Consider the following 24,629-nt stretch of genomic DNA (forward strand, 5'->3'; position numbering starts at 1 on the left):
GGCGAAGGACGAACTCGACATCTCGCGTGCTGTTCGCGAGGTCGCGCGTATGGATAAACCGCTGCGCCGCCTGTCGATGGTACGGCAGCTTTTGCCGAACGTCGGTGAAAACAGCTTGCACGCGCGACTGTCGAAATGGTGTGCGGGCGGGCGTCTGGGTTGGGTGTTGGACAATCCGGCCGATCGCATCGATCTGGCGCACGCGGACCTGTTTGGTTTCGACGATACCGAGCTGCTGGACGATACCGAGGTGTCGACGCCCGTCACGATGTACCTGCTGCATCGGACCGAGCACTTGATTGATGGTCGACGCTTCATTTACGTGATGACCGAATTCTGGAAGCGGCTCAGCGATCCGGTCTTTACCGATTTTGCCAAAAACAAGCAGAAGACGATCCGCAAACAAAACGGGCTTGGGATTTTCGACACTCAGTCGCCGGCCGATGTGTTGCGTAGTGACATCGCGAGTGCGCTGATCGAGCAGAGCGCGACATTCTTCTTCCTGCCGAATCCGCGTGCCGACTACGACGATTACGTGCATGGCTTCAAGCTGACCGAAGCGGAATTCAATATCGTGCGCAACCTGGGCGAGAGCAGCCGCCTGTTCCTCGTCAAGCAAGGCCATCGCTCCGCGATCGGCCGGCTCGATCTCGCCGGGCTCGGCGATGTGCTCGATGTGCTCTCTGGCACGACCGACAACGTGGAATTGCTCGACACGATCACCGCGGCGGAATACCGTATAGGTCCCACCCATCGCACGAATCGCGATCTCCGTGCCGCGGTCCTTGTCAAACAGCACGGCTGTGATGCCATACTTGGTCGCCATGGCCAGCAGGAATAGCTCGAGCACCGTCTTGCCCGCGCCGGCTCGGCCGATGATCTGGGTGTTGGCAAGCGCCTTCTCGTCGAACGAGTCCTGCTTGTCGGGTGTCGCGTGGAAGTTCAGATAGAGTGGCTGGCCGCTCGGCGTCTTGACGATCGTGATTGCCTCGCCCCACGGATTACCGTCACGTTTGCCGGTCGCGAAGTTGTGCAGACTCGCCAGGCCACAAAAATTGCGCGACGTGAGCTTTGCCTCGCGCGGCCGGTAGCGCCAGTTGGCCGGCAGTTGCGCGAACCACGCCGCATCAGCCACCAGGTCGATCAGTGCCGTCTGGAAGCCGGCATCGGCCAGTTGCGTACGGGCTTTGGCGATGCTTCGTGACACTTCGTCCAGCGTGTCACCGAGCACCGCCAGCGAATAGTGGTACTCGCCGAGAACGAAATTCCCGTTAATCAGCTCATCGAGCGCCTGGTCGATCGCTTCGACCTGGGACACAGCGACATCTTCGCCGGCGATGAGCTGATTGCGCTGCCGCTCCAGCGCTTCCTTCCCTGTGGGTTTGTCCAGGATCGTAAAGCTCTGCGTCTCGATATACTCGAAGTCGCCGTACAGCAAGCCATTGAGCATGCCTGGTTCGGTGTCTTCCGGATAATCCTTGAGGTCGAGCATCGCCGCGAAGCGCGTTTTCGTCGGCATACGAATCTCGACTTTCTCGGCACCGACAAACAGCCGCGAAATCGGCAGTGCCTCGCGAATCGAGCCGGTGGGCACAGGCTCACGCTCCCAGACCCCGTTGATCAGATAGCCGAGCAGTTCCAGCGCTGACGAATAGCGACGCGAGGTCCTCCCGACGGGGCTGGGCCGGCGATAAACGCCAAGCGCAATCGGCTCGTACGGTTTGAGGCTGGATTCAACCTGAGCGGCGAGCTCCGTCATGACCTTCAATGCGTCGATCTGATCGCGTCGGATATCGTCGCGCGTGCGGCGTGCCGCACGGCTGAAGACACGTCCCAGTCGCGTGCGGTTTGGCCGGTAGACCACCGTCAGATACAACTCGTTGGCCATCATCCGGTAGCCCGAAAAGCTCCCGTAGTAGCGTGTCGCCAGCTCCTCGCAAAAGCGATTGCGGTACTGGCTCGAAAACTGGTCCGACACCCGCCGACGCAAACGATGCGACCACAGCGACACATGGCCGCCCGCGAGTCCACGCACGAACTGGTTGAACCCGTCATGCCGCGCGAGGATGTCGGCGGGATCCGCCGCCTCAAAGGCGATGCCGGCGATCTTCCAGATTTGCACGTAGTCGCCTTCGCGCGTCTTAATAATGTGGTCGGTCACATGTGTCGAGTACGGGATATAGCCGGCAAGCGGTACTTCCCGGTTCGCGACGGACACGATCGGCATCTTTCCCGCCATCTCACGCCCTCCTCTTCAGGCGCACCGGCACATAGGCATGCACGCCCCAGAAGCGGCGATTGCGCTGGCACAGCGCCATACGAACGCGTCGCCCGTGCTGCGCGAGCCGCTGGTCGTCATGGCGTGTGATCCACCGCATCGCGACGAACCCGGGAATCATCAGAAAGAGGATCGCGACGCCCAGCAGCGGACTGGCCAGCAGTGCCCAGATGGCCGGAATCAGCATGCCGCCCCCGATCATCAGGAACGGAACCAGCGGCACCCCCCACAGCATCGCGGGACGGGTGCAGCCTTTGAAGACGGGATCTTTGAGTGCGTGCATGGTTCGGCGCCGCCCGGATCAACTCGTCGGGATCAACATGCCGGCGATGACCGTCGCGCAACCGACGAACAGGCCGCCGATAAACACATTCGCGATATCACCGAACCGGGCGTGCTGGAACATCATTCGAAATCCCGCCCAGATAATGGAAATCGAACAGATCACGCCGCCGACGCTCAACAGTGTTGTCTGGATCATGTTCAGCAGCGCATTAACCTGAGAGAGTTGCGCCCATGCCGGAACAACGAACATCAGGGACGAAGCGGCCAGAGCGATTGCGCGAGCCGTGCTTCGCCCGGATAGCAGTCTCACCATCCACACATCGATCACCAATTTATTAAATCGTATTCCTAAGTACATGTCCGACTCCGCGTCGATTGATCACCACCTGATTCCTAAAATGAAGAGCTAGAACACCACTGCATTCGTGTCCGGTTCGCGCTCCGGATCCGCAGCGGGCGACACCGCATCCACTCCGTCGTAATCCCGTCGCGATGGCTGCTGAATCAAAGATCGAGAGCGTGATGAACGGATAGGCGGCACAGAACCGATCGGTAAGACCGGAATAGGCACGATCTCCGGTACGGAAGACTTCAGCGTCGCGGCGTTCTCAACGACATGCTGTACGTAGCCCGTCCGGTAGCCGGTCGAGAAATTACCGCTCGCATAGCAGGACAGGCCCGCACGCAGCGCGGCTTGGACATCAGATTGATGATCGGTCAGTACACGGAACTCGCTGGCCTTCGCCGCCGCGCTAAAACAACGGTGGAGGATCGCCGCACCGGCCGCCAAGTTGCGGCACGGCTCAAACGCGTTCTCGGGGGTCATGCCGTAGGCCGGCCAATTCTCCCGATTCACCTGCGCGAGTCCGACGCTGAAGTTCCAGCCGGTCTCCTCCAACGCACGTGCTGTCGCGACCGCTTCGGCGGCACTCAATGGCTGTCGACGCAACCGACCGTGTACGACGCCAATCGCGTAGGGATTGAATCCAGATTCGGTCCGCACGATCGCCGCCATCGTGGTCGGATCGATCTGCGGCGCACAGCGTTGCGCGATGGACAAGAAATCGATCGGCATCATCGATTCCTCCAACCAAGTCGATTGACCAGCTGCAGGTGATCCGCTGTCGAATTTGCAAGGTCATAGGTCGACGGTGCGCTGCCAGCGCCATAGAATTTCGCGACCGTCGGTCTCTGGTTTCCGACACGCCGCCAGACACGATCATCGAGTTGATAGTCGGCCTTGGCGTTGATTGCACCAATTGCCTGGCACATACGTTCGCTCTGCTCCGACCCAGCCCAGTACAACATGGGTTCTCGGCAATAGCTGGCGTCGGCGAACGTGTTGGTCGCCAATCCGCCTCGCGCGCCACCTGTAGCGAAATCGCAAGTTGGAAACGGATCACCGTGTCGCAGCGCGTCCCATAATCTTTCGATTGGTGGTTCGCATTCCGCGTACTGCTCCGGGCCACCCGGATTAGACAGACACAACATCACCTGACAGCCCCAATCGTCCGCACGCGTCACATCGGGCCACGCCATGAACGTGCCAAGCACGACGGCAAGCGAAACCACACCGAACCGCGCAGTTCGACGTATATTCGGAATCGACGTGAACTTACACATGACACGCCTCGCTCCATTCCGACTGCAACGGGGCCTCGCGTATGGCATCGAGTCGTCGAGCGATCACATCGAAACACGCGCTCATGGCCATCCATTCGCGATGAACATTCACATCGCCCTGGACAAGTTCCGCTACCGATATCCCACATGCCTGCGCCCGCGGAATGACGTCGAGCCGAGGCAGCAACAGGTGGCCTGTTGGACTTTGATCATGCGGAACCAGCCATGCGCCCATGGGCACCTCGAACCAACCACGCCGAGTCTGCTGCGAGGTCGGCTCGATGCAGTTGGGCACGATGCCGATAAAGCAGAGCGACGGATTGAGGCGCGCGCGTACATCGCGCACGCCCTTGTCGCCGTTGACAAAATCAACGATCGGCTCCAGCGCGTCTGGTGACAACGTAACTGGACTGATCAGCGCATCCGCGAGCGCTGCCGCGCATACGGCACGCAAATCAGGCCACGGTGAACTATCGATCAGACAGATGTCGAACAATGCGTCGACCTGGGACAACAAGTGTCGCAAGTTGGCGTAACAACGCGCGCCGACCGGATCGTCCCGATACGCAATGCCGGCGATGGTGGCTGCGGCGAGCACCCCAATGTACGGTCTGGCCGTGTCAGATAGTCGATCGCGCCGAACATTGGATGACGGGCACTTCGTCATGCGCGCGCAGGTGCCGCGTGTGAGCGAAATGGCACTGCATGCCGGCTCGGCCAGATCAAGCACCAACACCCGGTATCCACGTACCAGACGAAGATAATGGGCGAACTGACACACGAACGTCGTTCTGCCTGTACCACCATGAGCCGAAGCCACTAGAAGCGATTTCATGACCGTCTTTCCTCGGATGAGCTCCGAGCGTCGACGGCCGTCCATGAAAAAGAGAACCCGCGGCGTCACAAAGACCACCGCGGGTTCAACGGGGAATCTTGAAACCCAACCAGCAAACAAAAAGCCTGCGATTGCGAACCAATCGCAGGCTTTCTCATGTGTGCTACGGCACACCTTTCACAGACATCGATGCATCGGGGCCGCTAACGCGTACTCGGTCGTGCTACGCACGTTGACCGGATCAGATTGTTGGCTTCACTGTAGGTCAGCCGTCACGGCGATTCAAGCGCCGACGCTCGCCAACAGAACGCATTTCGTTCCCAGTCGCGCCGCAATATTCCTTGCTGTTCCTATATTTATTTTTTGTTCGGCAAGAACGTGATCTTGTCCACGACTCACCATCGCGATGCGCCTGCGCTTCGCTCTGCATGAGCGCCTATGCAACTGAACTCGCCGAACATTCATTCCGCGAACGCTACTGTGTGAACTTGCCTTCCTCAAGGGCGCGGGCAAGCGCGGACCGCGCAGCACGGAGTTCGAAATCGAACAGATGACCTGGATGGCGAACAATCTTCAGTCGTCGACACACGACCTCCCGACTCGCATGCCAGAGGTAGACCATCCGCAGAACCTCCCGATGTCGTGGCTGCAGCGTTCGCCACGCCCGGGTTACACGTTCGGCATCGCCGGGATCGTACGCGCCGCGATTCGACTGCCCCCAATTGCGAAGACGCTCATCGAGTGACGGCGATTGCTCATCGTGCTTCACCGCCATCTCCCCTGTCTTCCGTCTCGTGCGCCTGGGATGCTCGATATCGCGACGGATCGGCCAGGAATTGTTCGATATCGGTCGCCCGCCACCCTACCATTCGTCCACCAAGCGGAATGGCAGGCGGAAACGTTCCGTCTCGCATGCGCTTATAGATTGTCGATCTCGATAGGCCCGTGCACCGCTCGACTTGTCGGCGGCGCAAGATCGTTCGCGTTCCATCATCATTCCAAGACATGATTAGCCCTCCATATCCGGCACGAACATGGCCGGAACTGAAAGGCATTCAAGCAGCAAGGATGATCAGATACCAAACCCGTCGTACCGACGGGACATTCCGTCGGTTAAAAATGGTGTCTCTCCAGAGATTGCACGCGACATGCTCGTGATCCGTCGCATCGAAGCCTGGCAACGCCATCGCGTTTCGATACGACCTTTCCACAGTGACCGATGTGGTATTGGTCACGCGGAGGCTGAAAGGATGATCTCAGGATGCGCTTACGGTAAGCTGTTTGGCTTCACGGCGCCGCGCCCGACGTCGGAATGGGTGACCGGATCTGTCCGGTCATGAATCGTTGAAGGTCTTCCCATGCGGTGCAGTACCTGTGCATCGATACCGCCGCCAACTGCTCGTCATGGACGACTAACATCTGCTCGATCGTGGACTGCTCGCGATCGAGCAACAACCAGGCAGCGCCCTGCTCCGCACGTGCAATGCAGGCCTCCAAAGCGGCCTCGGCTTGCCGGTACAGGTTCAAATCCGCCCCCGCTCCCGTCTCGTTGCGCATATAGAATGCGAGATAGACGACCCGTAGCAGACAACTAATTTGCTCTTCTCCCCCGTGACCAGCCCTTACAGCGGCCAGTGCCATATGATTTTCGAGGGACAGCGCTCGGACCTTCGCGGTCGGCAACGGTAGAAGGTCGCCTTTGGTAAGCGGCTTGCGTCCCGCGCGTCGGACTATCGGCAAAACCATGAGCCATGAAGTGTTCGTGATGATGTTGGGACATGATACCGCGAGCCTCACGTCGAGGCAGAGCGCACCGTGCTCTGTCGAATCGATGCGTGCGCAACGCAGCCGAAGTCGGATACCGGCCCGGCCGCGTTCTGCTGCAACGAAGCGGCGCAACTTAGAACTTGACCCGCATTCCGGCGCCTACACTATTGCCAGTCGACACACCTGTGATCGTGTCATAACGCCAAGCTGCATACACATCGGTCCGCTTCGACAACGGGTAGTCGTAGCCGAGCGCGAGCGTCGACCAACGGAGATGATCTCCGACCGACGGTCGCCGCCGCGTTCCCGCCCACGACATCAGTACGCTTCCTAACCCTATCCGAACGCTTGCCCCGAGCTGCACCGTATCGTCCGTGACGCGATTGTTGTTGTCCACGCGCTCGTACTGGGCGAACAGCTTGACCACACTCAACCGATACGCGCCACCGACCATCCATGCAGTCTGCGTAGTGGCGCCGTTCAGAAACAACGATGCCGTGTGCAGACTCTGCACGGCGGCCGTCGCCGAAAACGGGCCACCGAAATACAAGACGTTCGCGCTGTAGTTGGCCTGCCCGGCATGGCCGGCAACGCCAGCGTTGCTGTACAGCAGGCTTCCGGACAGACCGGCAACCTCGGGAGTCTGATAAAGGAGCGAATTGTCGATCGCCGTGTCGCTCTGGAGCGACGCAGCACCCATGGCCGAGCCAAGGAAACTATGGACGACAATCGGCGAGAAGACGAACGAATTGCCGAACGGATTGAACAGCAGCGTCGACACGAACAGTGGCGCGGTATTGCGCCCCAGCGTCAACGCTCCGAAATGACCGCTCAGACCAACGAAGGCATTTCGCCCAAAAAATGACTGTCCGGGAAACGAACCGGCCTGACCGCCGTTGATACGATAAAAGCTCTCGAGCGTGAAGACGGCCTTCATCCCCCCGCCCAGATCCTCCGTACCGGACATCCCCCAATACGAAGTCGTCATCCCGCCAGAGCCGACTTGCCACGCGTTGCCGGCTGCACCAGCAGGATGCACTTCGCCAATGAATGCGTCCGCTAGCCCATACAGCGAGACCGATGATTGCGCATGTGCGATCCCGGCACCGGTGCACACGCCCAACGTTACAGCCAACTTAGCCACGCTTCCCCGAAATGTTCTTATCTGCATGATGTCTCCTTCGTCTTTGTGATTGTTTGTTCGTGTCGTGCCGTCTTGGCATCGACACTGTTCAGTCCGGTCGAACACGCGCTAGCGGTCTACCGCTGTCGGCCAGCGCGATCGCCACTACGATCTCGTTCGGCGCTGGCGCATCGGCGAGCGTCAGCGAGACCGTGTCAAAGTGGTCAAAGCTCCACATGTCGGTGCAGCCGTGGAGCGGAATGTCCACACACGCGCCCGGCGCCGCACGCTTGGTCACAGACGGAATCAACGACGTCGCGCCTGGCAAGCTCTCGCGCATGGCCCTTCCCATGCGGGGATGCAAGAGCGCCGCCGCACATTCGAGCGGTACCGCGCTGCCCACGAGCGCTGCCTTGCCGTAGGCCTGAATTGCCGACGGCGTGACATCCAACGCCCATCGCGCCCGTCCGGTCAGCAACGTACCCAGCTCAGCGCCCAGTTCATAGAGCGACTCAAGCGCCGCAGTCGGCCCGTCCGCGTGCCAGTCGTCGAGCCGCAGAACCGCCGCCGCCACGACTTGCCGATGCGGCGGATCGACCTGTATTTGCAGTTCGGCACGCCGCTCGAGGAGGTAAACGACGATTTTGGTGATGGGCGGATTCATATCCGCACCTCTACGACCTCAGTCTGGCCTTGCATTGCTTCTGGCGGAGCCGGAAACGGACCACGTGCGCACTCGTACGCCCGTGCCGCGCGCAGCACTAGCGCATCGCCGCCCGACGGCCCGATGATCTGTAGGCCCGTCGGTAACCCTCCAGGCAAACCACACGGCACGCTCGCCGCCGGCAACCCAGTCTGGTTACACCACGACGTCAACGGCGGCGCCATGCGCGAGTGCTCGGGCTGCCCCTGTGCGAGCGGCGGGGCACAATGGAATGTCGGCGTGAGCAGAAGGTCGTAGTCTTCAAAGAACGCGGCCATCGCGACCGTCAGCGCGTGGCGCGCCTGAAGCGCATCGACGAAGGTCGAAGTGAGAACGTCATCCCCTACCTCGGCCAGTGCACAGACATCCGGGTCAAGCTGCTGCCGCGCAGAGGGAGGAAGCTGCCGTGCTCTTTGCGCAAAGAAGACGGCCCACTGGGTCGCGTGCATGCGACTCTCCAGATAGCCGTCCAGCGGCTTCACGTCCGTTTCCTCGACCCGTGCCCCGAGTGCCTCGAACAGGCCCACCGCCTGACGGACGCTCACGGTGATGTCAGGCTCAACCTGTACGCCAGCAGGCGCCGGGCAATAGGCAATGCGCAACCCGGCGATGCCATCATCCAGACCGATGCGCAGATCGGGACAAGCAGAAACCAGTCTTCGCGCATCGCTCTGGCGGGCCATCACGGTCAGCATCAGCGCCGCGTCGCTTACGCAGCGCGCGATCGGCCCAAGCGTCGATAGGTGCGTCCAACTCACCGCCGCGCCGGCTGGCACAAGGTTGAACGACGGTTTCATTCCGACCACCCCACTCCAGCAGGCTGGGACGCGGATTGAGCCGCCGCCGTCGGTGGCCAGCGACAACGGTCCCATGCCGAGCGCAACCGCTACAGCTGATCCACCGCTGCTCCCGCCGGACGTGAGACGCCGGTCCCACGGGTTACGGGTAATGCCGGTGAGCGGGCTGTCCGTGACGATCTTGTTGCCAAACTCCGAGGTCGTAGTCTTGCCGAACAGCAGCGCGCCGGCCTGTCGCAGTCGCGCGACCGCGGGTGCGTCATCGGCCTCCGGCGCATTGGGTGACGTGAGCGATCCGTATCGGGTAGGCAGTCCGCGCACGGCGACGAGGTCCTTGACCGAAACCGGTACGCCATCCAGCAATCCACACGGCTCCCCGCGCATCCAGCGTCGCTCCGACTCGCGTGCGGCGGCCAGCACGCTGTCCTCGTCGAGGCTGCACACGCCGTTGACAAGGGGATTGAAGAGCGCGACCCGGTCCAGAACCGCGGAAATAACTTCGACGGGCGAGAACGAGCGGCGTCGGTAGCCGACCATTAACTTCTCGACGTTCATTCCCAGTACGTCATTCATATGCAATCCTTAATAATATAGAGAAATTAAAACGTGTTTGATTACCTCATTCCTATCCCTCGCACTGCGGTGAAATCGGTCCGGCCGAGTCCAACACCGCGAAACTATTGTCCGACAGTGCCCTGCCGATACGGGTTTGGCACAACACATGGTCGCCGTCCTGGCTCACGCCCGCCTTCCCCCGCGGCAGATTCAACGAAACACCCGGCAGCGCGACTTTCACGCGGGCAACGTCGACGCTGCCGGCCGCCTTGACAGCCGCTGCAAACAGGCGAAGTCCGGCATACGTGCACTCGCCGTGCGGGAGCACCACGGCCAACTGCCCTAACCGAGGGTCGTGTGGGCCAGCTTCATGTGCCGTGTAGCGCGCGAGAAAGTCCCGGTTCTCCGGGTTGTCGACACTCATGAAATACGAGGAAACGCCAATGATCCCGGTCGACGCGCCCGTGGTCGCGATCGACAGCGACTCGTGCGCAATGTCAGTCACCAGTTGCGGTTGCATGCCGAACGAGCGGTACTGCTTGACGAAGGTGACCGGGTCGTCGCCGATGCTGTGCCAGACAATCTGTGGGTGCTGGCTTGCGATCTGCTGCAAGACGGCACCATAATCGCGTGTGCCGAACGGCAACCAATACACGTTGAGAAACTGCCCGCCGTAACGCTTCACCGCTGCCTGCAGCGCGGGTACCAGCACCTTGCGGTTGCTGCCGATGTCCGAGACCACCGCGCAGACCGTTCGACCACCCTTGCGCATCAGCCAATCGATCAGTGGATCGACGCGCTGGTTGACAGTCAGGCCCGTAGTGAACAGATTCGGATCGCAGCGCCCCTCGTCGAAGTTCGGGTAGATCACGAGCCGCCCAGCGGACTTGGCGGCCTGCAACGCTGCTTCGCGCTCGGACGGTAGCACCATGCCGGTCAGGACCGCGACCTCATCGCGCATCAACAGTTGCCTGGCCTTCTGCAGCGTCACAGCAGTGGACATCTGGGTATCCTCGACGCTCAGTTGCAACGGGCGGCCCAGCAACCCACCGGAGGCATTGATTTCGTCGACGGCCAACTGCGCGCAGTTGCGGTTGGTTTCGCCCACGCGGGTGAGCGGACCGCTCAGCGGTGCAAGCAAGCCAATCTTGAGCGGCGCCGCGGCGCGCGCGAGCGACGGCACCACGGACGTGGCGAGTGCGCCAATGGCACTGAATAAGGCGGTTCGGGTAAAGGCGCGACGATTCATCGTAGTCTTCATCGGGTGAGGTCCAGGTGGGAATGCGTCGAATGTGGTGAAGAGATTGAAAACGTGTCAGACTCGGCGGCCGGCGACAGGTATTGCGCCAACGGATGAGCCCCCGCCGAACCGCTTCGTGGCTCGATGCGGCCGGCATGGGCAACTCGTCCATTCTTGAGCACGATGCAGCGCTGCGCGCTGCGCAGCACGAGATCGAGGTTCTGCTCGACGAGCAGCACCGAGAGCTGCGATCGGCGGCACAGCGTTGGGATGACCTCGCCGATCAGCTCGACCAGATTCGGCTGCACACCGTCGGACGGTTCGTCCAGCAACAGCAGTTTCGGCCGACCGCACAGCGCGCGGGCAATCGCGAGCACCTGTTGCTCACCACCGGACAGCGTGCCGCCGTGCTGCGAGAGTCGGGACTTGAGAATGGGGAAATACTCGAACACCTCGTCGAGAATCGCCCCACCACCCACAGCCTGCGTGCCCATCATGAGGTTTTCGCGCACGGTCAGTTTGGGAAAAATCCAGCGCCCCTGAGGAACTAGTCCGATGCCGCGTCGGGCGATCGCATGGGTGCGCAAGCCGTTGATAGATTGCCCCTGAAACCGCACGTCACCTGTCACGCGTGGCAGCAAGCCCATGATCGCTTTGACCAGGGTCGTCTTTCCCACGCCATTGCAGCCGAGTACTCCGACAACTTCGTTTGGCCCGACGTCGAGGTCGAGTTGATGCAGCACTGCTACGTCGCCATACCCGGCAGACAGATTCTCAATGTGTAGCATGACCCGCTCCCTGACCGAGATAGATGCGCCGGATTTCTTCATCGCGCGCGATGTCCGCATAGGAGCCCCGTCGAACGATCCGGCCGCGGTGCATGACCCAGGTCTCGCACCGTAGCGCTTCGACAAAGCTCAGGTCGTGCTCGATCGCGAGTACCGCGCAGCGCTCGCGCAGACGGTGAATCAGGCATACGAGCCGCTGCGCATCGGCGACCGAGAGGCCAGCGGCCGGTTCATCGAGCAAGAGCAACGCGGGTTGGCACATCATCGCCATACCGATCTCCAGCCACTGGCGTTCACCATGCGGCAGGGTCATCGCACATAAGTTGGCCTGGTCCGACAGTCCTATCTCGTCCAGAATGGCGTCCGGGTTCGGCATCGGCGTATCCCGGTACGCGGCAACACCGAGGCCCGCGACGACGAGGTTCTCGCGCACGCTCATTGAAAGAAATGTATTCGTGCCTTGGAACTTGCGAACCACGCCGCGTCGGCAGAATCGGTGCATCGGCCGCCCCGTCATGCGCTCACCGGCGAGATACAACTCTCCGGCCCCTGGCGCGATCGCACCGGACAACAGCCCGACCAAAGTGCTCTTGCCAGCGCCGTTCGGGCCAATCACGCACAGCAGGTCGTGTGAGCCAATCGACACATCGACGTTGTCGACCGCGTGAATGCCACCGAACGCGCGCTGCAACCCTTCACCCTTTATCAGCGGCGTATCCATTACCGGCCTCCTTCCACGCGTTCGGCACGATGTAAGGGGCTACGTCTCCGTCGAATTCGCTCGATCCGACGTGTCCCGGCAATCAAGCCATCGAGTCGTACGCCGTTGGGCAGGAACAGCACGCAGCAGAGGAACAATGCGCCGAGCAGCAGCGGCCATCCGTCAGTAGTTGCGCTCGATACCGTTTGCTTAAGCAGCGTCAACCCGACGGCGGCGAGTACCGGACCACCGAGCGTGCCTTTACCGCCGATCGCCACCCATAGAATGACTTCGGTAGCCAGCACCGGCGAGAACACATCGGGCGCCACTACCCCCGAACAGGCGGCCATCAACGTTCCTGCAATAGCGGCAAGTCCGGCCGATGCGACGAACACCAGCAAAAGGTGCCCGGACGTGTGATAGCCGCACGCCTTTGCGCGCCATTCGTTCGTCGCGATCGCGGTCAGCACTTTGCCGTACCGGCTGCGGCATACGAGCCAGGTCGCGACAAGCAGCACGGCAAGCACGATCACGACCGTGTACCAGGACCCGCGCGCCCCGCTCAGATCGAGCGTCTGCCCGACCGGTGAGAAGGACAATCCCGGAATGCCGAGGAGGCCCGTGTCACCGCCCGTGACCGACTGCCAGCTTGTCGCCAGTTGCTGGACGACAATCAGCACGGCCATGCTGATAATGGCGAAAAAGTGCAACCGCACACCGGCGAACAACAGGAAATAGCCCAACACGACCGCGACGACCATGGCACAGATCAGCCCTACGATCACTCCAACGGCGGACGTCTGTCCATATTGCACGGTGGCGATTGCGAAACCGTATGCGCCGAGTCCGAAGAAGGTCGTGTGTCCGAGCGTGAGCACACCAGCCCTGCCCCACAGCACGTCGTAGCTCAGCGCCAGCAGTCCCATGATCAGCGCATCCCGCACGGTCGAAAGCGGGTAGCTCCCCAGGCAATACGGCAAGATCAATGCGGCAGCAACGATCGCGGCGCCGATTGCCATCGGAGAGATGTCTTCGATACCGAGCGCTGGCTGAAACAGCCAGCGGCGCATACTCGAAAGAAGTTGTCGGAGCATGATTCAACCTTTACCGTGGAGCTGATGGGCGGCGCTGAAACCGGGCAACAGCCCTTGTGGCCGAAAACGGATCAGAACGATGGACAGAATCAGCACGATCGCCGAGGCGAGCGACGGATCCACGCGATAGCTGAGCAGCGTTTCAGCCGTGCCGACGAAGGCGCTGCCCAGAAGACTGCCGGCGATCGAACCGATACCGCCCAACACGATTACGAAGAACGCCTTGGCCAGATAGGCGACGCCAAGATGGGACTCCACCGATATCATCGGCGCGACAAGTACACCGGCCAGCGATGCGAGTGCGGCACCGCCACAGAACGCCAGCCGGTTCAGCCGTCGCGTGTCGATACCGACGGCCTCCGCCATCGCGGGGTGTTGGATTACAGCACGCAGCTGAATTCCGAAGCGCGTATAGGCGAATAGCAGCCAGCAACCGGTCGTCACCACCGCTGCAACGCCAATCACGAAGAGTCGATACGCCGGATAGCTGCCCCCCGGCACGGGAATCGCCCCATCTACGGGCGCGTACACCAACATCGGATGTGTGCCGAAAATCAGTTCGAGGGCTTTCTGGACAATCAAGCTGATCGCGTACGTCGCGAGCAATGTGTCAAGCGGACGGTCGTAGAGCAGTCGGATCACGAGGCGCTCAAGGAACCACCCGAGCACCGCGCCAACCGCCGGCGCGACAAACAACGCGAGCCAGAACGCATGCGGCCCGCCCAACGATTGCGCCACTGCCAACGTGTAGGCCCCGATCGTCACCCATTCCGCGTGTGCAAGGTTCACAATGTCCATCAGGCCGAAAACAATGGCTAGCCCCAAAGCAATCAGCATCAAGATGCAGACGTAACTCAATATATTAAGCATTCCTACCATATATCCCTCGCAAGCTCACTCCAATCAAAGGGGCGCGCGCGATCTAAACGTGACACGTCACCCTAGCGGGGTCGACGTCCCCTGACTCAAACACCCCACCTTCCGCCGGCCCAGCGCTTGACCGACACCCCCATAAAATTCACAATATATTGTGAATACTAGGACAAAACAAATCGAATTCACAATATATTGTGAATTTCAGAGCGAATGCTCCCCGATACTCGATTTGCCTAATCAAATCGAGTTGGCATGACCACAGAATCATTCATCAAAGCGCTCGGCAACGAGATACGCAGCCGTCGCAAAAGAAAAAAGCTGACACAGGTCGGGCTCGCTGTTCGCGCAAACGTCCATCCCAACACCGTCTCGCTCATCGAACGCGCTGAGACGGTTGCCGGACTCGAGGCCCTGCTCGTTCTGGCTGAGGCACTCGACACGCCGCTGTCGCAAATCATCAAAGGCGCCGAGGACCGCATCAGTCTTCGTTGATCTGTTCTGTTTCGGCTCCCCATCTCAGCGGAGCTCTTCCCCCGTCGCAACACTTGCCGTAGCCCTACCCGCCAACACCGCACTGTCGGCCGTGGTGGCGCACGCTCGGGGACATATCTGACTTCGCCAGCGAGCGAGCTGGAAGCGCTAGACCATACAGGCCGCTCTCGAGCGGCGACACCGTTCTTCGACAGATTTATTATCACTAATCTACGAGCCTAGTAATCAGCTGTCAACGGCCACCGTCGTCGCGTTTACCCTATAAATATCGATCACATGGCGGCCTTGACATACACCATCATCGCACCTACCTTCAATTTATTATAATTAATTGGAGGCGAGATGACGAACAACCTTTGCGAGCTAACGACCCACGAACTCAGCGCGCTCTACGAAAACGGTGAAGTCTCGCCGGTCGACGTCATGCGTGATGTGCTCGATCGCATCCAGTCGCTCGACCCGGCGGTCAATGCGGTCTGCGAAATTACCGACACAGCGCTCAGCATGGCAGAGGCCTCCGAAGCTCGATGGCGACGCGGCATACCCCTGGGGCCGCTTGACGGCGCACCGATCACCATCAAGGACAACGTTTCCATCGCGGGCGTCGCAACTCGGTTCGGCTCTCGCGCTACCGGGTCAGAAGCGTCGCATTCGGACAGTCCCTGCGTTGCAAGACTGCGAGAAGCGGGTGCAATCTGCTTTGCCAAGACCACGCTACCCGACTTTGCACACAAAATAGTCACAGATAGCCCTCTTACCGGTACTACACGCAATCCGTGGGATCTCACGCGTACGCCCGGCGGCAGCAGCGGTGGTGCAGCAGCAGCAGTTGCGCTCGGGATGGGCTCCGCAGCGATCGGGACCGACGGCGGGGGTTCCATTCGTATTCCCGCTGCATTCACCGGAACGTTCGGGTTCAAACCAAGCTTCGGGCGCGTGCCTCATGCGCCACGCGGCCCGTTCGGTTTGCTCAGCCATGTCGGCCCTATGACGCGCTGCGTCGAAGATGCGGCGCGCATCCTGACCGTGATCAGCCTGCCAGACAGCCGTGACTGGTACGCCCTACCGTTCGATGGAGGTGACTACACACGCTGTCTACAATGTCGGCCTGTCCCCGACGGTATCCGTATTGCCTGTAGCCCAACGCTCGGGCTACCGATTGCGGTTGAACCTGGAATCCATGCCGCCGTGATGCGTGCCGCAATCACCCTCCGCGAATTAGGCGCCCGAATTGATGCTGCCGACCCGCCCAGCATCGGTCGATGCAACGCCGTCCATGCGACCCTCTGGCGCGCGTTTTGCCGACAGCTCACGTCCGGCCTGCCAAGTGGCATCGATGATCTGGATCCGACGCTACAGGCATATGCTCGTGAAGGAGAGGACGTGTCGCGCGAAACATTGCTTGGCGCGTTGATCGAACGCGGCGACCTAGGTGCGGCAGTCAATGCCTTTTTCGAGCGACACGATATCCTGATCTGCCCTGTGTACCCGCGTGTCGCCATGCCGCTCGCCGAGGTAGCGTCTACCAATGAGCTGTTTCCACATTTCACTGCATGGTGTAATCAACTCGGCTTGCCCGCGGCGAGTCTTTACGCAGGCTTAACGGACGACCAACTACCCATTGGCGTACAGATCGTCGGAGGCCGTCACTCTGATGCATTGGTCCTTTGGGTCAGCCATGAGCTTGAGCTCGCATTGGGAAGAGCGCCATTTGCTAAGATGACGCGCGCTCTGTCGGCTTCCGTCGCCGGCGGGGCGCGGATGATCTGAGACGCCCAAGCGGATTACGCCTCGATCGTAGCGAACTTAAGCTGATGCGTCATGCGGACGCTGACTGGCGGAAAGAGCCGCAACGTCCGCGCACATCCAAACTCATCGAATCGACAGCGCGCTGTAGGGGCGGGCAATCGATGATGTCACTGCCGCGTCGTCGAACCGACGCTCGTAGTGAATGTCAAAATTCACTGCCCATCATGACTCGCCGCGGTCGCCAAGATCCAATTCGGAGTCCAGCACCAGCTTCTGCTGCAGCGCAGCGTGCACTGTGCGCAACTGCGAATGCGCTTCGTCCATGTGCGCCGTCATGAGTTGCGCGACCGCGTCGGCATCTCGGCGTCGCGCGGCGTCCAGTATCGCGCGGTGCGCGGCAACCGTGTGCCGCCCGAATGCCTGATAGTCCTGCTGTGTCACGTTTCCCGCCACGATCACGAGCGTGTGCAGCATCTGATTGATGATCTGGCACAGGCTGCGCAGAAACGCATTCGGATGCGCGGCAGCCAGTACATCGTGGAAATGGATATCCTCGTGTCGCTGGTCGAGCGCCTCGGCGTGACGTGCCTCGAACGGCTCGCAGACGGACACACTGCGCTCGAGCGCATCGAAGTCCGCGTCGCTCAGATGGGGAACCGCACCCGCCGCCACCATGGGTTCCAGCGTGCGGCGTACCGCATAAATGTCCTCGAGCGTGACGCTCTCGAAAAACAGATAGTTCTGAAGCGACTGGAATGCTCGGGCCAGTGGCACGCGCGTAATCGTCGCCCCGCCATCCGGCCCGGTACTCAGGCTCACGAGTCCTTGTATCTCCAGTGCCTTGAGCGCATCGCGCATCGAGCCGCGGCTGACGTTGAACATTTGCTGTAGCTCAGCCTCCTTGTTCAAGCGCTTTCCTGGCCGTGCCTGCCCGTCGTTAATCCAACGCTTGATCTGCTCGGCCACTTGGTCGCCGCGCTTGATTGCGCGCGAGCCTCGTTTATCCGGCTGCGTCGGCGACATCTTCTTTTCGGTTGTCGGTTTTCGCCCTGCCATATCGGTCACGTCCGTCGTTGGCCATTCACTGCTGTATTCCGGCGCCATTATCGGGCATCCGCGCCCGATACGGACAAATTTCCGGTTCCATGCAAGCCTCCCTCCCAAGGTTAGGAGTAGCCGGGATAGTGACCAGGACCTACGCTGCAATCCGAACACCATACGCCGAGTACCCATCACTTCCCTGCATGTCGGTCACTCAATGTCGGTAGCCACCAGGAGAAATCCCTCATGTCACGGTCGGTGAAGTCGTCTCAGATGCAATCCACGCTTGCGACCATCCAGGCCAAGCTCTCGGCCGACGGGCTGGAACTGGATCAGCTTGCTGCACGCATGCGTTTGCACGGCCCCGAAGCCGACCGGACACGGCAGATTCCAGATGCAGTTTGCGCACCCTCGGACGTACCTGCACTGAACCTGAATCTCGTTCCGGCCGCGTACGGAGGTTGCACGGACGTGCAATCACTAATGTCGCGCACCACACTGATGGAATATCTCGGATATGCAGACGCGGCACTAGCACTCGCGCTGCCCGGCCCCGGCCTCGCAATGCCGCCCGTCCTCGCACTCGGCAGCGGCGAGCAACAGACTCGCTTCTTCAAACGATTTCGCAGCGACACACCGCGCTGGGGTGCGTTTGCCATTACGGAACCCGACTGCGGCTCGGATGCGACCGCGATGCGGACCACCGCTCGCAAGACGGCGCGCGGCTGGGTGCTGAACGGCACCAAGTGCTTCATCACCAATGGCGCACGCGCAGACGATGTCATCATGTTCGCCACCATCAATCGGCACGCTGGTCGCTTCGGTGTTCGAGCGTTCCATGTCGATCGCAATACCCCGGGCTTCTCCGTCGATCGCGTCGAGCAAATGGCGGGGCTGCGCGCCAGTCAACTCGCGGTTCTCTCCTACAACGACTGCGAAGTACCCGACGACGCACTTCTCATACGCGGTGACGAAAAGCCTCTCAACGACGCGTTTTCGGGCGCACAACACGCATGGGACTACTTCCGCCCCCTACTTTCCGCGGTCATGGTCGGCGCATGTCGACGAGTACGCGACGATCTCGCGGCCTACTTCGACGCAGGCGGACATCCTGTGAATCAACGCCATCGCACTGCCGACGTGAACGAAGCTCTGCTCGATATCGATCGGCAAATCACTACGGCCCAGTTGCTCTGCCGACACGCGGCGTGGAAAACAGATCAAGGAATGGCCACTTCGGAGGACGCGTCAATGGCCAAGGCGTACGCGTCACAAGTAGCCGCCCGCATCACCCGAGCTGCAATCGATCTCGCCGGCCTTGACGGTATCGCTGCCTTTCCGTCGCTTGAGCAAAGCTATCGCGATGCAAAGGCCTTCGACATCATGGAAGGTACCGGGGACCTGCAGCGGCTCATGATTGCTCGCTCCACACTCCGCTCGGCTTCTCTTCCCTGGGAGGTCATCTCTCCCGCGTCGCACCGCTCTACAGAAGCGCACCCATCCTGAACCCATCCGAAACTTCGCACTGGAGATCGTTCATGGCAACCCATCCCGTTTCCCCCAGCTCCGCCAGCGTGTCCGAGACAGTGAAAGCTTGCTTGCTATCGGTACTTGGCAGCACCCTGAGCACCGAACTCATCGTAGACGACACCAACCTCTTCGATGTCGGTGTGGATTCGATGAATATGACGGACTTGCTGCTGCAACTCGAACAGCGCTTCGGCTTCACGCTGGCCCCCGAGGATCTATCCGCCGATCTGTTCCTGCGCTTCGGCAATCTCGTCTCTTTCGTCGAATCCCATGCGTCCTTCGACTAACTTCACTGGCACCGAACCGCGCATTGTCGCCACGGCGCGATATATCCCACAGCACGATGTCCCGGCCGATGCACATTCCGAACCATTCATGGTTTCCGGTGGGTCCGCACGAGAGGACGTGATGCAAGCAGTGTATGCCGATACGCTGCGGTGGCGCGACAGTGGTGCCCCATTCGGCGTGGCCGGTATTCCGTTGCCGCAAGCATCACGGGCTACTGAAAACCGGGTCGCTGCGGATTCCGACCAGACATTGTCCGACATGGCACTTGCCACTGCGCGAACGCTGCTTGACTCGTCAGCTCAGGTCGAGGCGCTCACACTCGATCAAATCATCGTATGCACAACGAGCTTCGAGCATGATCTGGCATTGTCGTGCGCCTGCCGTCTCCACAGTGAACTTGGATCAAGCCGAGCACCGCTGGCGGTCGGCCAGCTTCAAGGCGTGTCGTTTCTGATGGCGTTGGAAATTGCCGTGGCGATGATGGCCGCTGACATCCGACTGAATACCGTCGTGATTGTCGCCGCGGAGCGCTGGCGCCGGCCATTCTCACGTCGGATGGGTGCACTGGTCGACATGGGCGACGGGGCCGCTGCCGTCCTGATCGCGAGACACCCCAGCCCCGGATGGCGGGTACGCGGGCTCACGGTACGGACGCCAGGAATCCCACCCCTGGCAAGCGAGCGCGAACCCATCTACACATCGACCCTCACGGATGTCATTGGCGAGACGTGCGCAAGCGCGGGTTTTCAACCTGGCAATGTCGACTGGGTACTTCCGGCGCCAATCGACACTCGTCTGGCTCACGAAATCCACACGCGCTGTGGATTGCGGCCCGAACGTGCCTGCCACATATGCATGGACGCGCCCGGCCATTTCTGCGCAGCCGACACGCCCGCGCGACTCGACGCGCTGCTGCAATCGATCAACCCTAACGAGGGGCAACATGCCCTCGTTTGGTCTGCCGGTTTCCAAGGGCAGGCCGGTTGCGCTCTCCTTGAATTTCGTCGAGGTGGATCATGATTGCGTCGCAACAAGCCAGCTCCCTCGCTCTGTCTGGCATCGCGTTCAGCCTGCCAGATCGGACTGTGGATGCGCATCGCTGGGCGGAGCGCTGTGGTCAGCCGTCGACTCGTGCGCGTGCACTGATCGAAAACGGCGTAACGCAGTTCCACGACGCAGTTGGCGAATCGCCCGTGACACTTGCCGTCGACGCTATATCGTCCCTGCTGCGCAACACCAGAACAGCACCCGAAACGATCGATGCGTTCGTGTACACGCACACGATTCAGACCAGCGTTATCGCACCACCCGCGAGTACTACGCAACAGATCCAGTCCCAAATGAATCTGAACCGTGCGCTGGCATTTTCAATCATGCAACAGCACTGCGTCTCACCAATGGCCGCGATCCGTGTGTTGCAGGCGCTCGCCTCGCGACAACTCACCATCCGGCGAGCGATTGTAGTCTGCGCCGACGTGATCGGTTCCCACTGCGACCGGCTGCGGGCAATCCAGGATCTTGCGCTCCATAGCGACGGTGCCTGTGCGCTGCTGCTCGAACGAGGCGGCCACCAAAATGCCATCGCGGGCTTGCACTTGTATACAGACGGACGATCGTTCCGAGGTACGGACGAGGATCTGCAGCCGGTTCCCGACGATCGATACTACTGGTCTGCGTTCACGACCATGCGTGCCGCTATTCAGCAAGCGGGCATCACGACACGCGAGATTACGCACGTACTGCCTCACCACGCCAATCTTCCGGGCTGGTCCAGGCTGATGGCAATGCTAGCCATCCCTCGCGAGCGGCTCTTCACGGCGAACTTCGCGCCGATCGGCCACGTCTTTGGCGCCGATCCCTTCATTAACTTCCAGACATGTTCGAACCGGGAACCGGGCGGTTACTCGCTGCTGTTCTCATGTGGCCTAGCAGGGTGCTTTGGTGCGATGGTGGTCCGCCACTGATCAGCCCATCGATTTCCTTTCAACGCTCGACATTCGATCCGGATACCGTCATGAGAAACATACTCGACCTCGTGGACGCGGCTGCAAACCGCACACCTGATATGGAAGCACTCGTCTGCGGTTCCGCCCGCATAAGCTACCAAGATCTGGCTCTGCGCGCGCGCGGTATGGGCGACGCCCTCCACGCACTTGGGTTCACGGCCGGCGCGCGCATTGCGATTTATCTGGACAAACGTGTCGAGACGGTCGTGTCGATGCTGGGTGCCGCCGCGGCGCAATGCGTGTTCGTTCCCATCAACCCGCTCCTCAAACCCCAGCAGGTCGCTCACATCCTGCTCGACTCCGGTGCCGATTGCCTGATTACCAGCGCGCTGCGCGCGCGGGTCCTTGACGAACATGGTCTTACCGGCGTTTCCTACACGATCATCGTGGACGATGCCGGCTCCGCAAGCCGGCACCTCCGAACAACAACGCACGTTCAAAGCTGGCCCGAGTACGCAAGCGGAAATCGCACGGAACGCGATAGTGACAATCCGCCACAATCACCGGTGTCGGCCAATGTCGACACGGATCTGGCTGCCATTCTCTACACATCAGGCTCGACTGGATTGCCGAAAGGTGTGATGTTGAGCCACCGCAACCTGCTCGAAGGTGCGTGGAGCGTAGCTCACTATCTGAACAACGTCTCATCCGATCGAATCCTCGCCGCCCTACCGCTCAGTTTCGATGCTGGCCTGAGTCAGCTCACATCTACTTGGGCGGCGGGAGCCACCACCGTGCTCATTAACTATATGGCCCCGCAAGACGTCATCGATGCCTGCGAGAGCGAACGCATTACGGCGATCACGGGCGTGCCGCCCTTGTGGATGCAACTGGTCCGTGCGGCTTGGCCTGAAACGACACGCCGGAAGCTACGCTACTTCGCGAATACCGGCGGCAAGCTGCCGGCGCCCGTCTTGCAGCAACTCCGAGCATTGTTTCCGCAGGCCAAACCATATCTAATGTATGGCCTGACCGAGGCATTTCGCTCCACGTTTCTAGACCCCTCAGAGGTCGATCGTCGCCCCGATTCCATCGGGAAAGCTGTACCTAACGCCCGAATTCTGGTTGTTCGCGATGATGGCTCGCCTTGTGGGCCGGACGAAACCGGAGAACTCGTCCATGTCGGAGCCTGCGTCACGCTCGGTTATTGGAATGACGCGACACGCACAGCCCAGCGCTATCGACCTTCACCCGAGCTGAAACCCGGTGGCGCGCCGCGAGATCGTGCTGTCTGGTCAGGTGATCTGGTACGGCGAGATGCAGAGGGATTCCTGTACTTCGTCGCACGCAACGACGCCCAAATCAAGAGTTCTGGTTATCGCATCAGCCCGGAAGAGATCGAAGAAGTCGTTCACGACAGTGGCCTTGTCACGGAAGCGGTTGCCTTCGGCATCCCTGACGATGAACTTGGGGAAGCGATCGTCCTGTTGGTCGTGCCGGTCGCCACGTGCTTCATTGCTCAAACGCTTCAGGACTGGTGTGTGGAACATCTGCCGCGCTACATGGTGCCGCATCGCATCGTGGTCCGCGAGACAGTTCCGCGCAACCCCAACGGGAAATTCGATCGGGCCGCATTGCGCGCCGCCTTCTCGAGCTCTGACACCGTCTCCGAAGTGAGGCAGTCGTGAACGGGCTGTTTGGGGAGCACAACGGCGTCCTCACCATCGGCGGCGTCGAGATCAATCGCCTAGCCGATCGTGCAGGGCGCACGCCGTTCTTCGCCTATGATCGCGCAACGCTCGACCAGCGTGTATGCACGCTGCGCGATACGCTGCCAGCCGGTATCGACCTACATTACTCGATTAAGGCGAACCCGATGCCCGCGGTCGTCCATCACCTTGCGCCACAGATGGATGGGTTCGATGTGGCATCGGCCAATGAGATGGCACTTGCGCTGAATGCCGGCATGCCCGCAGAACTGATCGGCTTCGCCGGGCCTGGCAAGAGCCGCGACGACTTGCGTCGCGCCGTCGCAAGCGGTGTCAACATTCACCTCGAATCGACCACGCAGTTGCACCTCGTGACTGCGCTCGGCTGGGAGCTCGGTGTGCAGCCCAAGGTCGCCATTCGAGTCAACCCAGACTTTCACGTCGATCACAGCGGCATGCGCATGGGTGGCGGGGCCACCCCTTTTGGGCTCGATGCGGAGCAGGTGCCCGAGCTACTGCGCGAGCTCGATGCAAGGGAAGTGGCACTGGCCGGCTTTCATATTTTCTGGGGGTCCCAGTGTCTATACGCCCCGACCGTCATCGAAGCTCAACGCAAGAGCGTGGATCTCGCCGTGAGATTGGCCGGCGGCCTGCCAGTCGCGCCGCAATACGTGAACTTCGGAGGCGGTTTCGGCATCCCCTATTTCGCGGGGGAAAGACCACTCGACCTCACCGCAGTCACCGATGCCATGCACGATTGGCTCGGTGTATTCCGCAGCAGCTTACCGGATACCCGCACAGTCTTGGAGTTGGGACGATATTTGGTCGGGGAAGCCGGCATCTATGTGTGCCGAGTGATCGATCGCAAGATATCCCGAGACCGAACGTTCCTGATTACCGATGGCGGCCTGCACCACCACCTGGCTGCATCGGGAAACTTCGGGCAGATCCTGCGCCGCAATTTTCCGGTCGCCATCGGGAATCGCCAAACACAAGCCCCTACGGAGCGTTGCCACATCGTCGGATGCCTGTGCACGCCGCTCGACCGGATCGCCGACGACGTGCTGCTTCCCGAGGCTCGCATTGGGGACTTTGTGGTCGTCTTCCAATCAGGTGCGTATGGACGCTCGGCCAGCCCTAGGGACTTTCTCGGCCACCCTGATGCGATCGAGATGCTCGTCTGACCACCCTCGTCCTTTGTGGAGGATTG

25 protein-coding genes and 1 pseudogene are annotated in these 24,629 nt (G+C 60.7%); 9 read left to right on the forward strand and 17 right to left on the reverse strand.

The window, feature by feature from the left end; all coding sequences use genetic code 11:
• Positions 1-76 precede the first annotated feature (76 nt).
• Positions 77-841: a hypothetical protein gene (locus U5798_RS37145; RefSeq protein WP_415859514.1), complete on the forward strand. Its 765-nt coding sequence runs from the start codon at positions 77-79 to the stop codon at positions 839-841.
• Between the two features lie 249 nt (positions 842-1,090).
• Here the strand turns inward: U5798_RS37145 and U5798_RS23065 are convergent.
• The 16 genes and pseudogenes from U5798_RS23065 to U5798_RS23140 all read right to left on the reverse strand — a co-directional run.
• Positions 1,091-2,239, reverse strand: a pseudogene (locus tag U5798_RS23065) (VirB4 family type IV secretion/conjugal transfer ATPase); the annotation flags it as partial.
• A 1-nt stretch (position 2,240) separates the two neighbouring features.
• Complete coding sequence (locus tag U5798_RS23070) at positions 2,241-2,561, reverse strand: type IV secretion system protein VirB3 (protein ID WP_107313261.1); 321 nt, start codon at positions 2,559-2,561, stop codon at positions 2,241-2,243.
• Positions 2,562-2,579: 18 nt separating this feature from the next.
• Positions 2,580-2,921, reverse strand: a complete 342-nt coding sequence (locus U5798_RS23075) for a TrbC/VirB2 family protein (protein ID WP_322083287.1) — start codon at positions 2,919-2,921, stop codon at positions 2,580-2,582.
• 48 nt (positions 2,922-2,969) lie between these two features.
• Positions 2,970-3,641 (reverse strand): lytic transglycosylase domain-containing protein, encoded by a 672-nt coding sequence (locus tag U5798_RS23080; protein WP_322083288.1) that lies wholly within the window; start codon positions 3,639-3,641, stop codon positions 2,970-2,972.
• Positions 3,638-4,186 carry a hypothetical protein gene (locus U5798_RS23085; protein WP_322083289.1) on the reverse strand — a complete coding sequence of 183 codons (549 nt, stop codon included), beginning with the start codon at positions 4,184-4,186 and terminating at the stop codon, positions 3,638-3,640. Before U5798_RS23085 ends, U5798_RS23080 begins: the two co-directional genes overlap by 4 nt.
• A complete protein-coding gene (locus tag U5798_RS23090; protein ID WP_185640838.1) occupies positions 4,179-5,021 on the reverse strand; it encodes a ParA family protein in 843 nt (280 codons plus the stop codon). The genes U5798_RS23085 and U5798_RS23090 overlap by 8 nt, the downstream gene beginning before the upstream one ends.
• Before the next feature lie 755 nt (positions 5,022-5,776).
• The gene (locus tag U5798_RS23095; RefSeq protein WP_081052594.1) at positions 5,777-6,028 is read right to left on the reverse strand and encodes a helix-turn-helix transcriptional regulator; all 252 of its coding nucleotides are present in this window, start codon (positions 6,026-6,028) and stop codon (positions 5,777-5,779) included.
• Positions 6,029-6,308: 280 nt separating this feature from the next.
• Positions 6,309-6,767, reverse strand: coding sequence for a hypothetical protein (locus U5798_RS23100; RefSeq protein WP_124570587.1), 459 nt, complete (start codon positions 6,765-6,767; stop codon positions 6,309-6,311).
• Positions 6,768-6,921: 154 nt separating this feature from the next.
• Complete coding sequence (locus U5798_RS23105) at positions 6,922-7,959, reverse strand: porin (protein WP_124570586.1); 1,038 nt, start codon at positions 7,957-7,959, stop codon at positions 6,922-6,924.
• Between the two features lie 61 nt (positions 7,960-8,020).
• Positions 8,021-8,575 (reverse strand): amino acid synthesis family protein, encoded by a 555-nt coding sequence (locus U5798_RS23110; RefSeq protein ID WP_124570585.1) that lies wholly within the window; start codon positions 8,573-8,575, stop codon positions 8,021-8,023.
• A complete protein-coding gene (locus U5798_RS23115; RefSeq protein WP_322083290.1) occupies positions 8,572-9,984 on the reverse strand; it encodes an amidase family protein in 1,413 nt (470 codons plus the stop codon). The genes U5798_RS23110 and U5798_RS23115 overlap by 4 nt, the downstream gene beginning before the upstream one ends.
• A 52-nt stretch (positions 9,985-10,036) precedes the next feature.
• Positions 10,037-11,215 (reverse strand): ABC transporter substrate-binding protein, encoded by a 1,179-nt coding sequence (locus tag U5798_RS23120; RefSeq protein WP_322083390.1) that lies wholly within the window; start codon positions 11,213-11,215, stop codon positions 10,037-10,039.
• A gap of 8 nt (positions 11,216-11,223) precedes the next feature.
• Complete coding sequence (locus U5798_RS23125) at positions 11,224-11,994, reverse strand: ABC transporter ATP-binding protein (protein ID WP_322083391.1); 771 nt, start codon at positions 11,992-11,994, stop codon at positions 11,224-11,226.
• Positions 11,981-12,715, reverse strand: coding sequence for an ABC transporter ATP-binding protein (locus U5798_RS23130; protein ID WP_124570583.1), 735 nt, complete (start codon positions 12,713-12,715; stop codon positions 11,981-11,983). Before U5798_RS23130 ends, U5798_RS23125 begins: the two co-directional genes overlap by 14 nt.
• A complete protein-coding gene (locus U5798_RS23135) occupies positions 12,715-13,788 on the reverse strand; it encodes a branched-chain amino acid ABC transporter permease (protein ID WP_322083291.1) in 1,074 nt (357 codons plus the stop codon). Before U5798_RS23135 ends, U5798_RS23130 begins: the two co-directional genes overlap by 1 nt.
• Positions 13,789-13,791: 3 nt before the next feature.
• Entirely contained in the window at positions 13,792-14,667 is an 876-nt protein-coding gene (locus tag U5798_RS23140) for an ABC transporter permease subunit (protein WP_322083292.1), read from the reverse strand.
• A 249-nt stretch (positions 14,668-14,916) separates the two neighbouring features.
• Between U5798_RS23140 and U5798_RS23145 the strand changes: the two genes are divergently transcribed.
• Both U5798_RS23145 and U5798_RS23150 read left to right on the forward strand, forming a co-directional pair.
• Complete coding sequence (locus U5798_RS23145) at positions 14,917-15,156, forward strand: helix-turn-helix domain-containing protein (protein ID WP_043177515.1); 240 nt, start codon at positions 14,917-14,919, stop codon at positions 15,154-15,156.
• A 342-nt stretch (positions 15,157-15,498) separates the two neighbouring features.
• Positions 15,499-16,926: an amidase family protein gene (locus U5798_RS23150; protein ID WP_322083293.1), complete on the forward strand. Its 1,428-nt coding sequence runs from the start codon at positions 15,499-15,501 to the stop codon at positions 16,924-16,926.
• Between the two features lie 201 nt (positions 16,927-17,127).
• On the opposite strand, the gene U5798_RS23155 is transcribed toward U5798_RS23150, so the two are convergent.
• Positions 17,128-17,961 carry a FadR/GntR family transcriptional regulator gene (locus U5798_RS23155; RefSeq protein WP_322083392.1) on the reverse strand — a complete coding sequence of 278 codons (834 nt, stop codon included), beginning with the start codon at positions 17,959-17,961 and terminating at the stop codon, positions 17,128-17,130.
• Positions 17,962-18,192: 231 nt separating this feature from the next.
• Between U5798_RS23155 and U5798_RS23160 the strand changes: the two genes are divergently transcribed.
• The 6 genes from U5798_RS23160 (at position 18,193) to U5798_RS23185 (ending at position 24,603) form a co-directional block, all read left to right on the forward strand.
• Positions 18,193-19,452, forward strand: coding sequence for an acyl-CoA dehydrogenase family protein (locus U5798_RS23160; protein WP_322083294.1), 1,260 nt, complete (start codon positions 18,193-18,195; stop codon positions 19,450-19,452).
• Positions 19,453-19,484: 32 nt separating this feature from the next.
• Entirely contained in the window at positions 19,485-19,763 is a 279-nt protein-coding gene (locus U5798_RS23165; protein WP_111020975.1) for an acyl carrier protein, read from the forward strand.
• Between the two features lie 121 nt (positions 19,764-19,884).
• Positions 19,885-20,784, forward strand: a complete 900-nt coding sequence (locus U5798_RS23170; RefSeq protein WP_322083295.1) for a 3-oxoacyl-[acyl-carrier-protein] synthase III C-terminal domain-containing protein — start codon at positions 19,885-19,887, stop codon at positions 20,782-20,784.
• Complete coding sequence (locus U5798_RS23175) at positions 20,781-21,728, forward strand: 3-oxoacyl-[acyl-carrier-protein] synthase III C-terminal domain-containing protein (protein WP_322083296.1); 948 nt, start codon at positions 20,781-20,783, stop codon at positions 21,726-21,728. The genes U5798_RS23170 and U5798_RS23175 overlap by 4 nt, the downstream gene beginning before the upstream one ends.
• 50 nt (positions 21,729-21,778) lie before the next feature.
• Positions 21,779-23,398 (forward strand): acyl-CoA ligase (AMP-forming), exosortase A system-associated, encoded by a 1,620-nt coding sequence (locus U5798_RS23180; RefSeq protein WP_322083297.1) that lies wholly within the window; start codon positions 21,779-21,781, stop codon positions 23,396-23,398.
• The gene (locus tag U5798_RS23185; protein WP_322083298.1) at positions 23,395-24,603 is read left to right on the forward strand and encodes a pyridoxal-dependent decarboxylase, exosortase A system-associated; all 1,209 of its coding nucleotides are present in this window, start codon (positions 23,395-23,397) and stop codon (positions 24,601-24,603) included. Before U5798_RS23180 ends, U5798_RS23185 begins: the two co-directional genes overlap by 4 nt.
• The last annotated feature ends 26 nt before the right edge of the window (positions 24,604-24,629 follow it).

Origin of the sequence: Burkholderia sp. BCC1972 (assembly GCF_905339605.1) — a bacterium.
Classification (GTDB): domain Bacteria; phylum Pseudomonadota; class Gammaproteobacteria; order Burkholderiales; family Burkholderiaceae; genus Burkholderia.

What these genes read in the sequence shown, in the direction of transcription:
- U5798_RS23150 (WP_322083293.1), top strand. Translation starts at nt 15,499, where the DNA reads ATGACGAACAACCTTTGCGAGCTAACGACCCACGAACTCAGCGCGCTC.
- U5798_RS23110 (WP_124570585.1), bottom strand. Translation starts at nt 8,575, where the DNA reads ATGAATCCGCCCATCACCAAAATCGTCGTTTACCTCCTCGAGCGGCGT.
- U5798_RS23180 (WP_322083297.1), top strand. Translation starts at nt 21,779, where the DNA reads ATGAGAAACATACTCGACCTCGTGGACGCGGCTGCAAACCGCACACCT.
- U5798_RS23085 (WP_322083289.1), bottom strand. Translation starts at nt 4,186, where the DNA reads ATGTGTAAGTTCACGTCGATTCCGAATATACGTCGAACTGCGCGGTTC.
- U5798_RS23115 (WP_322083290.1), bottom strand. Translation starts at nt 9,984, where the DNA reads ATGAATGACGTACTGGGAATGAACGTCGAGAAGTTAATGGTCGGCTAC.
- U5798_RS23070 (WP_107313261.1), bottom strand. Translation starts at nt 2,561, where the DNA reads ATGCACGCACTCAAAGATCCCGTCTTCAAAGGCTGCACCCGTCCCGCG.
- U5798_RS23105 (WP_124570586.1), bottom strand. Translation starts at nt 7,959, where the DNA reads ATGCAGATAAGAACATTTCGGGGAAGCGTGGCTAAGTTGGCTGTAACG.
- U5798_RS23140 (WP_322083292.1), bottom strand. Translation starts at nt 14,667, where the DNA reads ATGGTAGGAATGCTTAATATATTGAGTTACGTCTGCATCTTGATGCTG.
- U5798_RS23075 (WP_322083287.1), bottom strand. Translation starts at nt 2,921, where the DNA reads ATGTACTTAGGAATACGATTTAATAAATTGGTGATCGATGTGTGGATG.
- U5798_RS23090 (WP_185640838.1), bottom strand. Translation starts at nt 5,021, where the DNA reads ATGAAATCGCTTCTAGTGGCTTCGGCTCATGGTGGTACAGGCAGAACG.
- U5798_RS23170 (WP_322083295.1), top strand. Translation starts at nt 19,885, where the DNA reads ATGCAAGCAGTGTATGCCGATACGCTGCGGTGGCGCGACAGTGGTGCC.
- U5798_RS23160 (WP_322083294.1), top strand. Translation starts at nt 18,193, where the DNA reads ATGTCACGGTCGGTGAAGTCGTCTCAGATGCAATCCACGCTTGCGACC.
- U5798_RS23130 (WP_124570583.1), bottom strand. Translation starts at nt 12,715, where the DNA reads ATGGATACGCCGCTGATAAAGGGTGAAGGGTTGCAGCGCGCGTTCGGT.
- U5798_RS23155 (WP_322083392.1), bottom strand. Translation starts at nt 17,961, where the DNA reads ATGGCAGGGCGAAAACCGACAACCGAAAAGAAGATGTCGCCGACGCAG.
- U5798_RS37145 (WP_415859514.1), top strand. Translation starts at nt 77, where the DNA reads ATGGTACGGCAGCTTTTGCCGAACGTCGGTGAAAACAGCTTGCACGCG.
- U5798_RS23095 (WP_081052594.1), bottom strand. Translation starts at nt 6,028, where the DNA reads ATGTCTTGGAATGATGATGGAACGCGAACGATCTTGCGCCGCCGACAA.
- U5798_RS23145 (WP_043177515.1), top strand. Translation starts at nt 14,917, where the DNA reads ATGACCACAGAATCATTCATCAAAGCGCTCGGCAACGAGATACGCAGC.
- U5798_RS23080 (WP_322083288.1), bottom strand. Translation starts at nt 3,641, where the DNA reads ATGATGCCGATCGATTTCTTGTCCATCGCGCAACGCTGTGCGCCGCAG.
- U5798_RS23175 (WP_322083296.1), top strand. Translation starts at nt 20,781, where the DNA reads ATGATTGCGTCGCAACAAGCCAGCTCCCTCGCTCTGTCTGGCATCGCG.
- U5798_RS23125 (WP_322083391.1), bottom strand. Translation starts at nt 11,994, where the DNA reads ATGCTACACATTGAGAATCTGTCTGCCGGGTATGGCGACGTAGCAGTG.
- U5798_RS23135 (WP_322083291.1), bottom strand. Translation starts at nt 13,788, where the DNA reads ATGCTCCGACAACTTCTTTCGAGTATGCGCCGCTGGCTGTTTCAGCCA.
- U5798_RS23120 (WP_322083390.1), bottom strand. Translation starts at nt 11,215, where the DNA reads ATGAATCGTCGCGCCTTTACCCGAACCGCCTTATTCAGTGCCATTGGC.
- U5798_RS23165 (WP_111020975.1), top strand. Translation starts at nt 19,485, where the DNA reads ATGGCAACCCATCCCGTTTCCCCCAGCTCCGCCAGCGTGTCCGAGACA.
- U5798_RS23100 (WP_124570587.1), bottom strand. Translation starts at nt 6,767, where the DNA reads ATGGTTTTGCCGATAGTCCGACGCGCGGGACGCAAGCCGCTTACCAAA.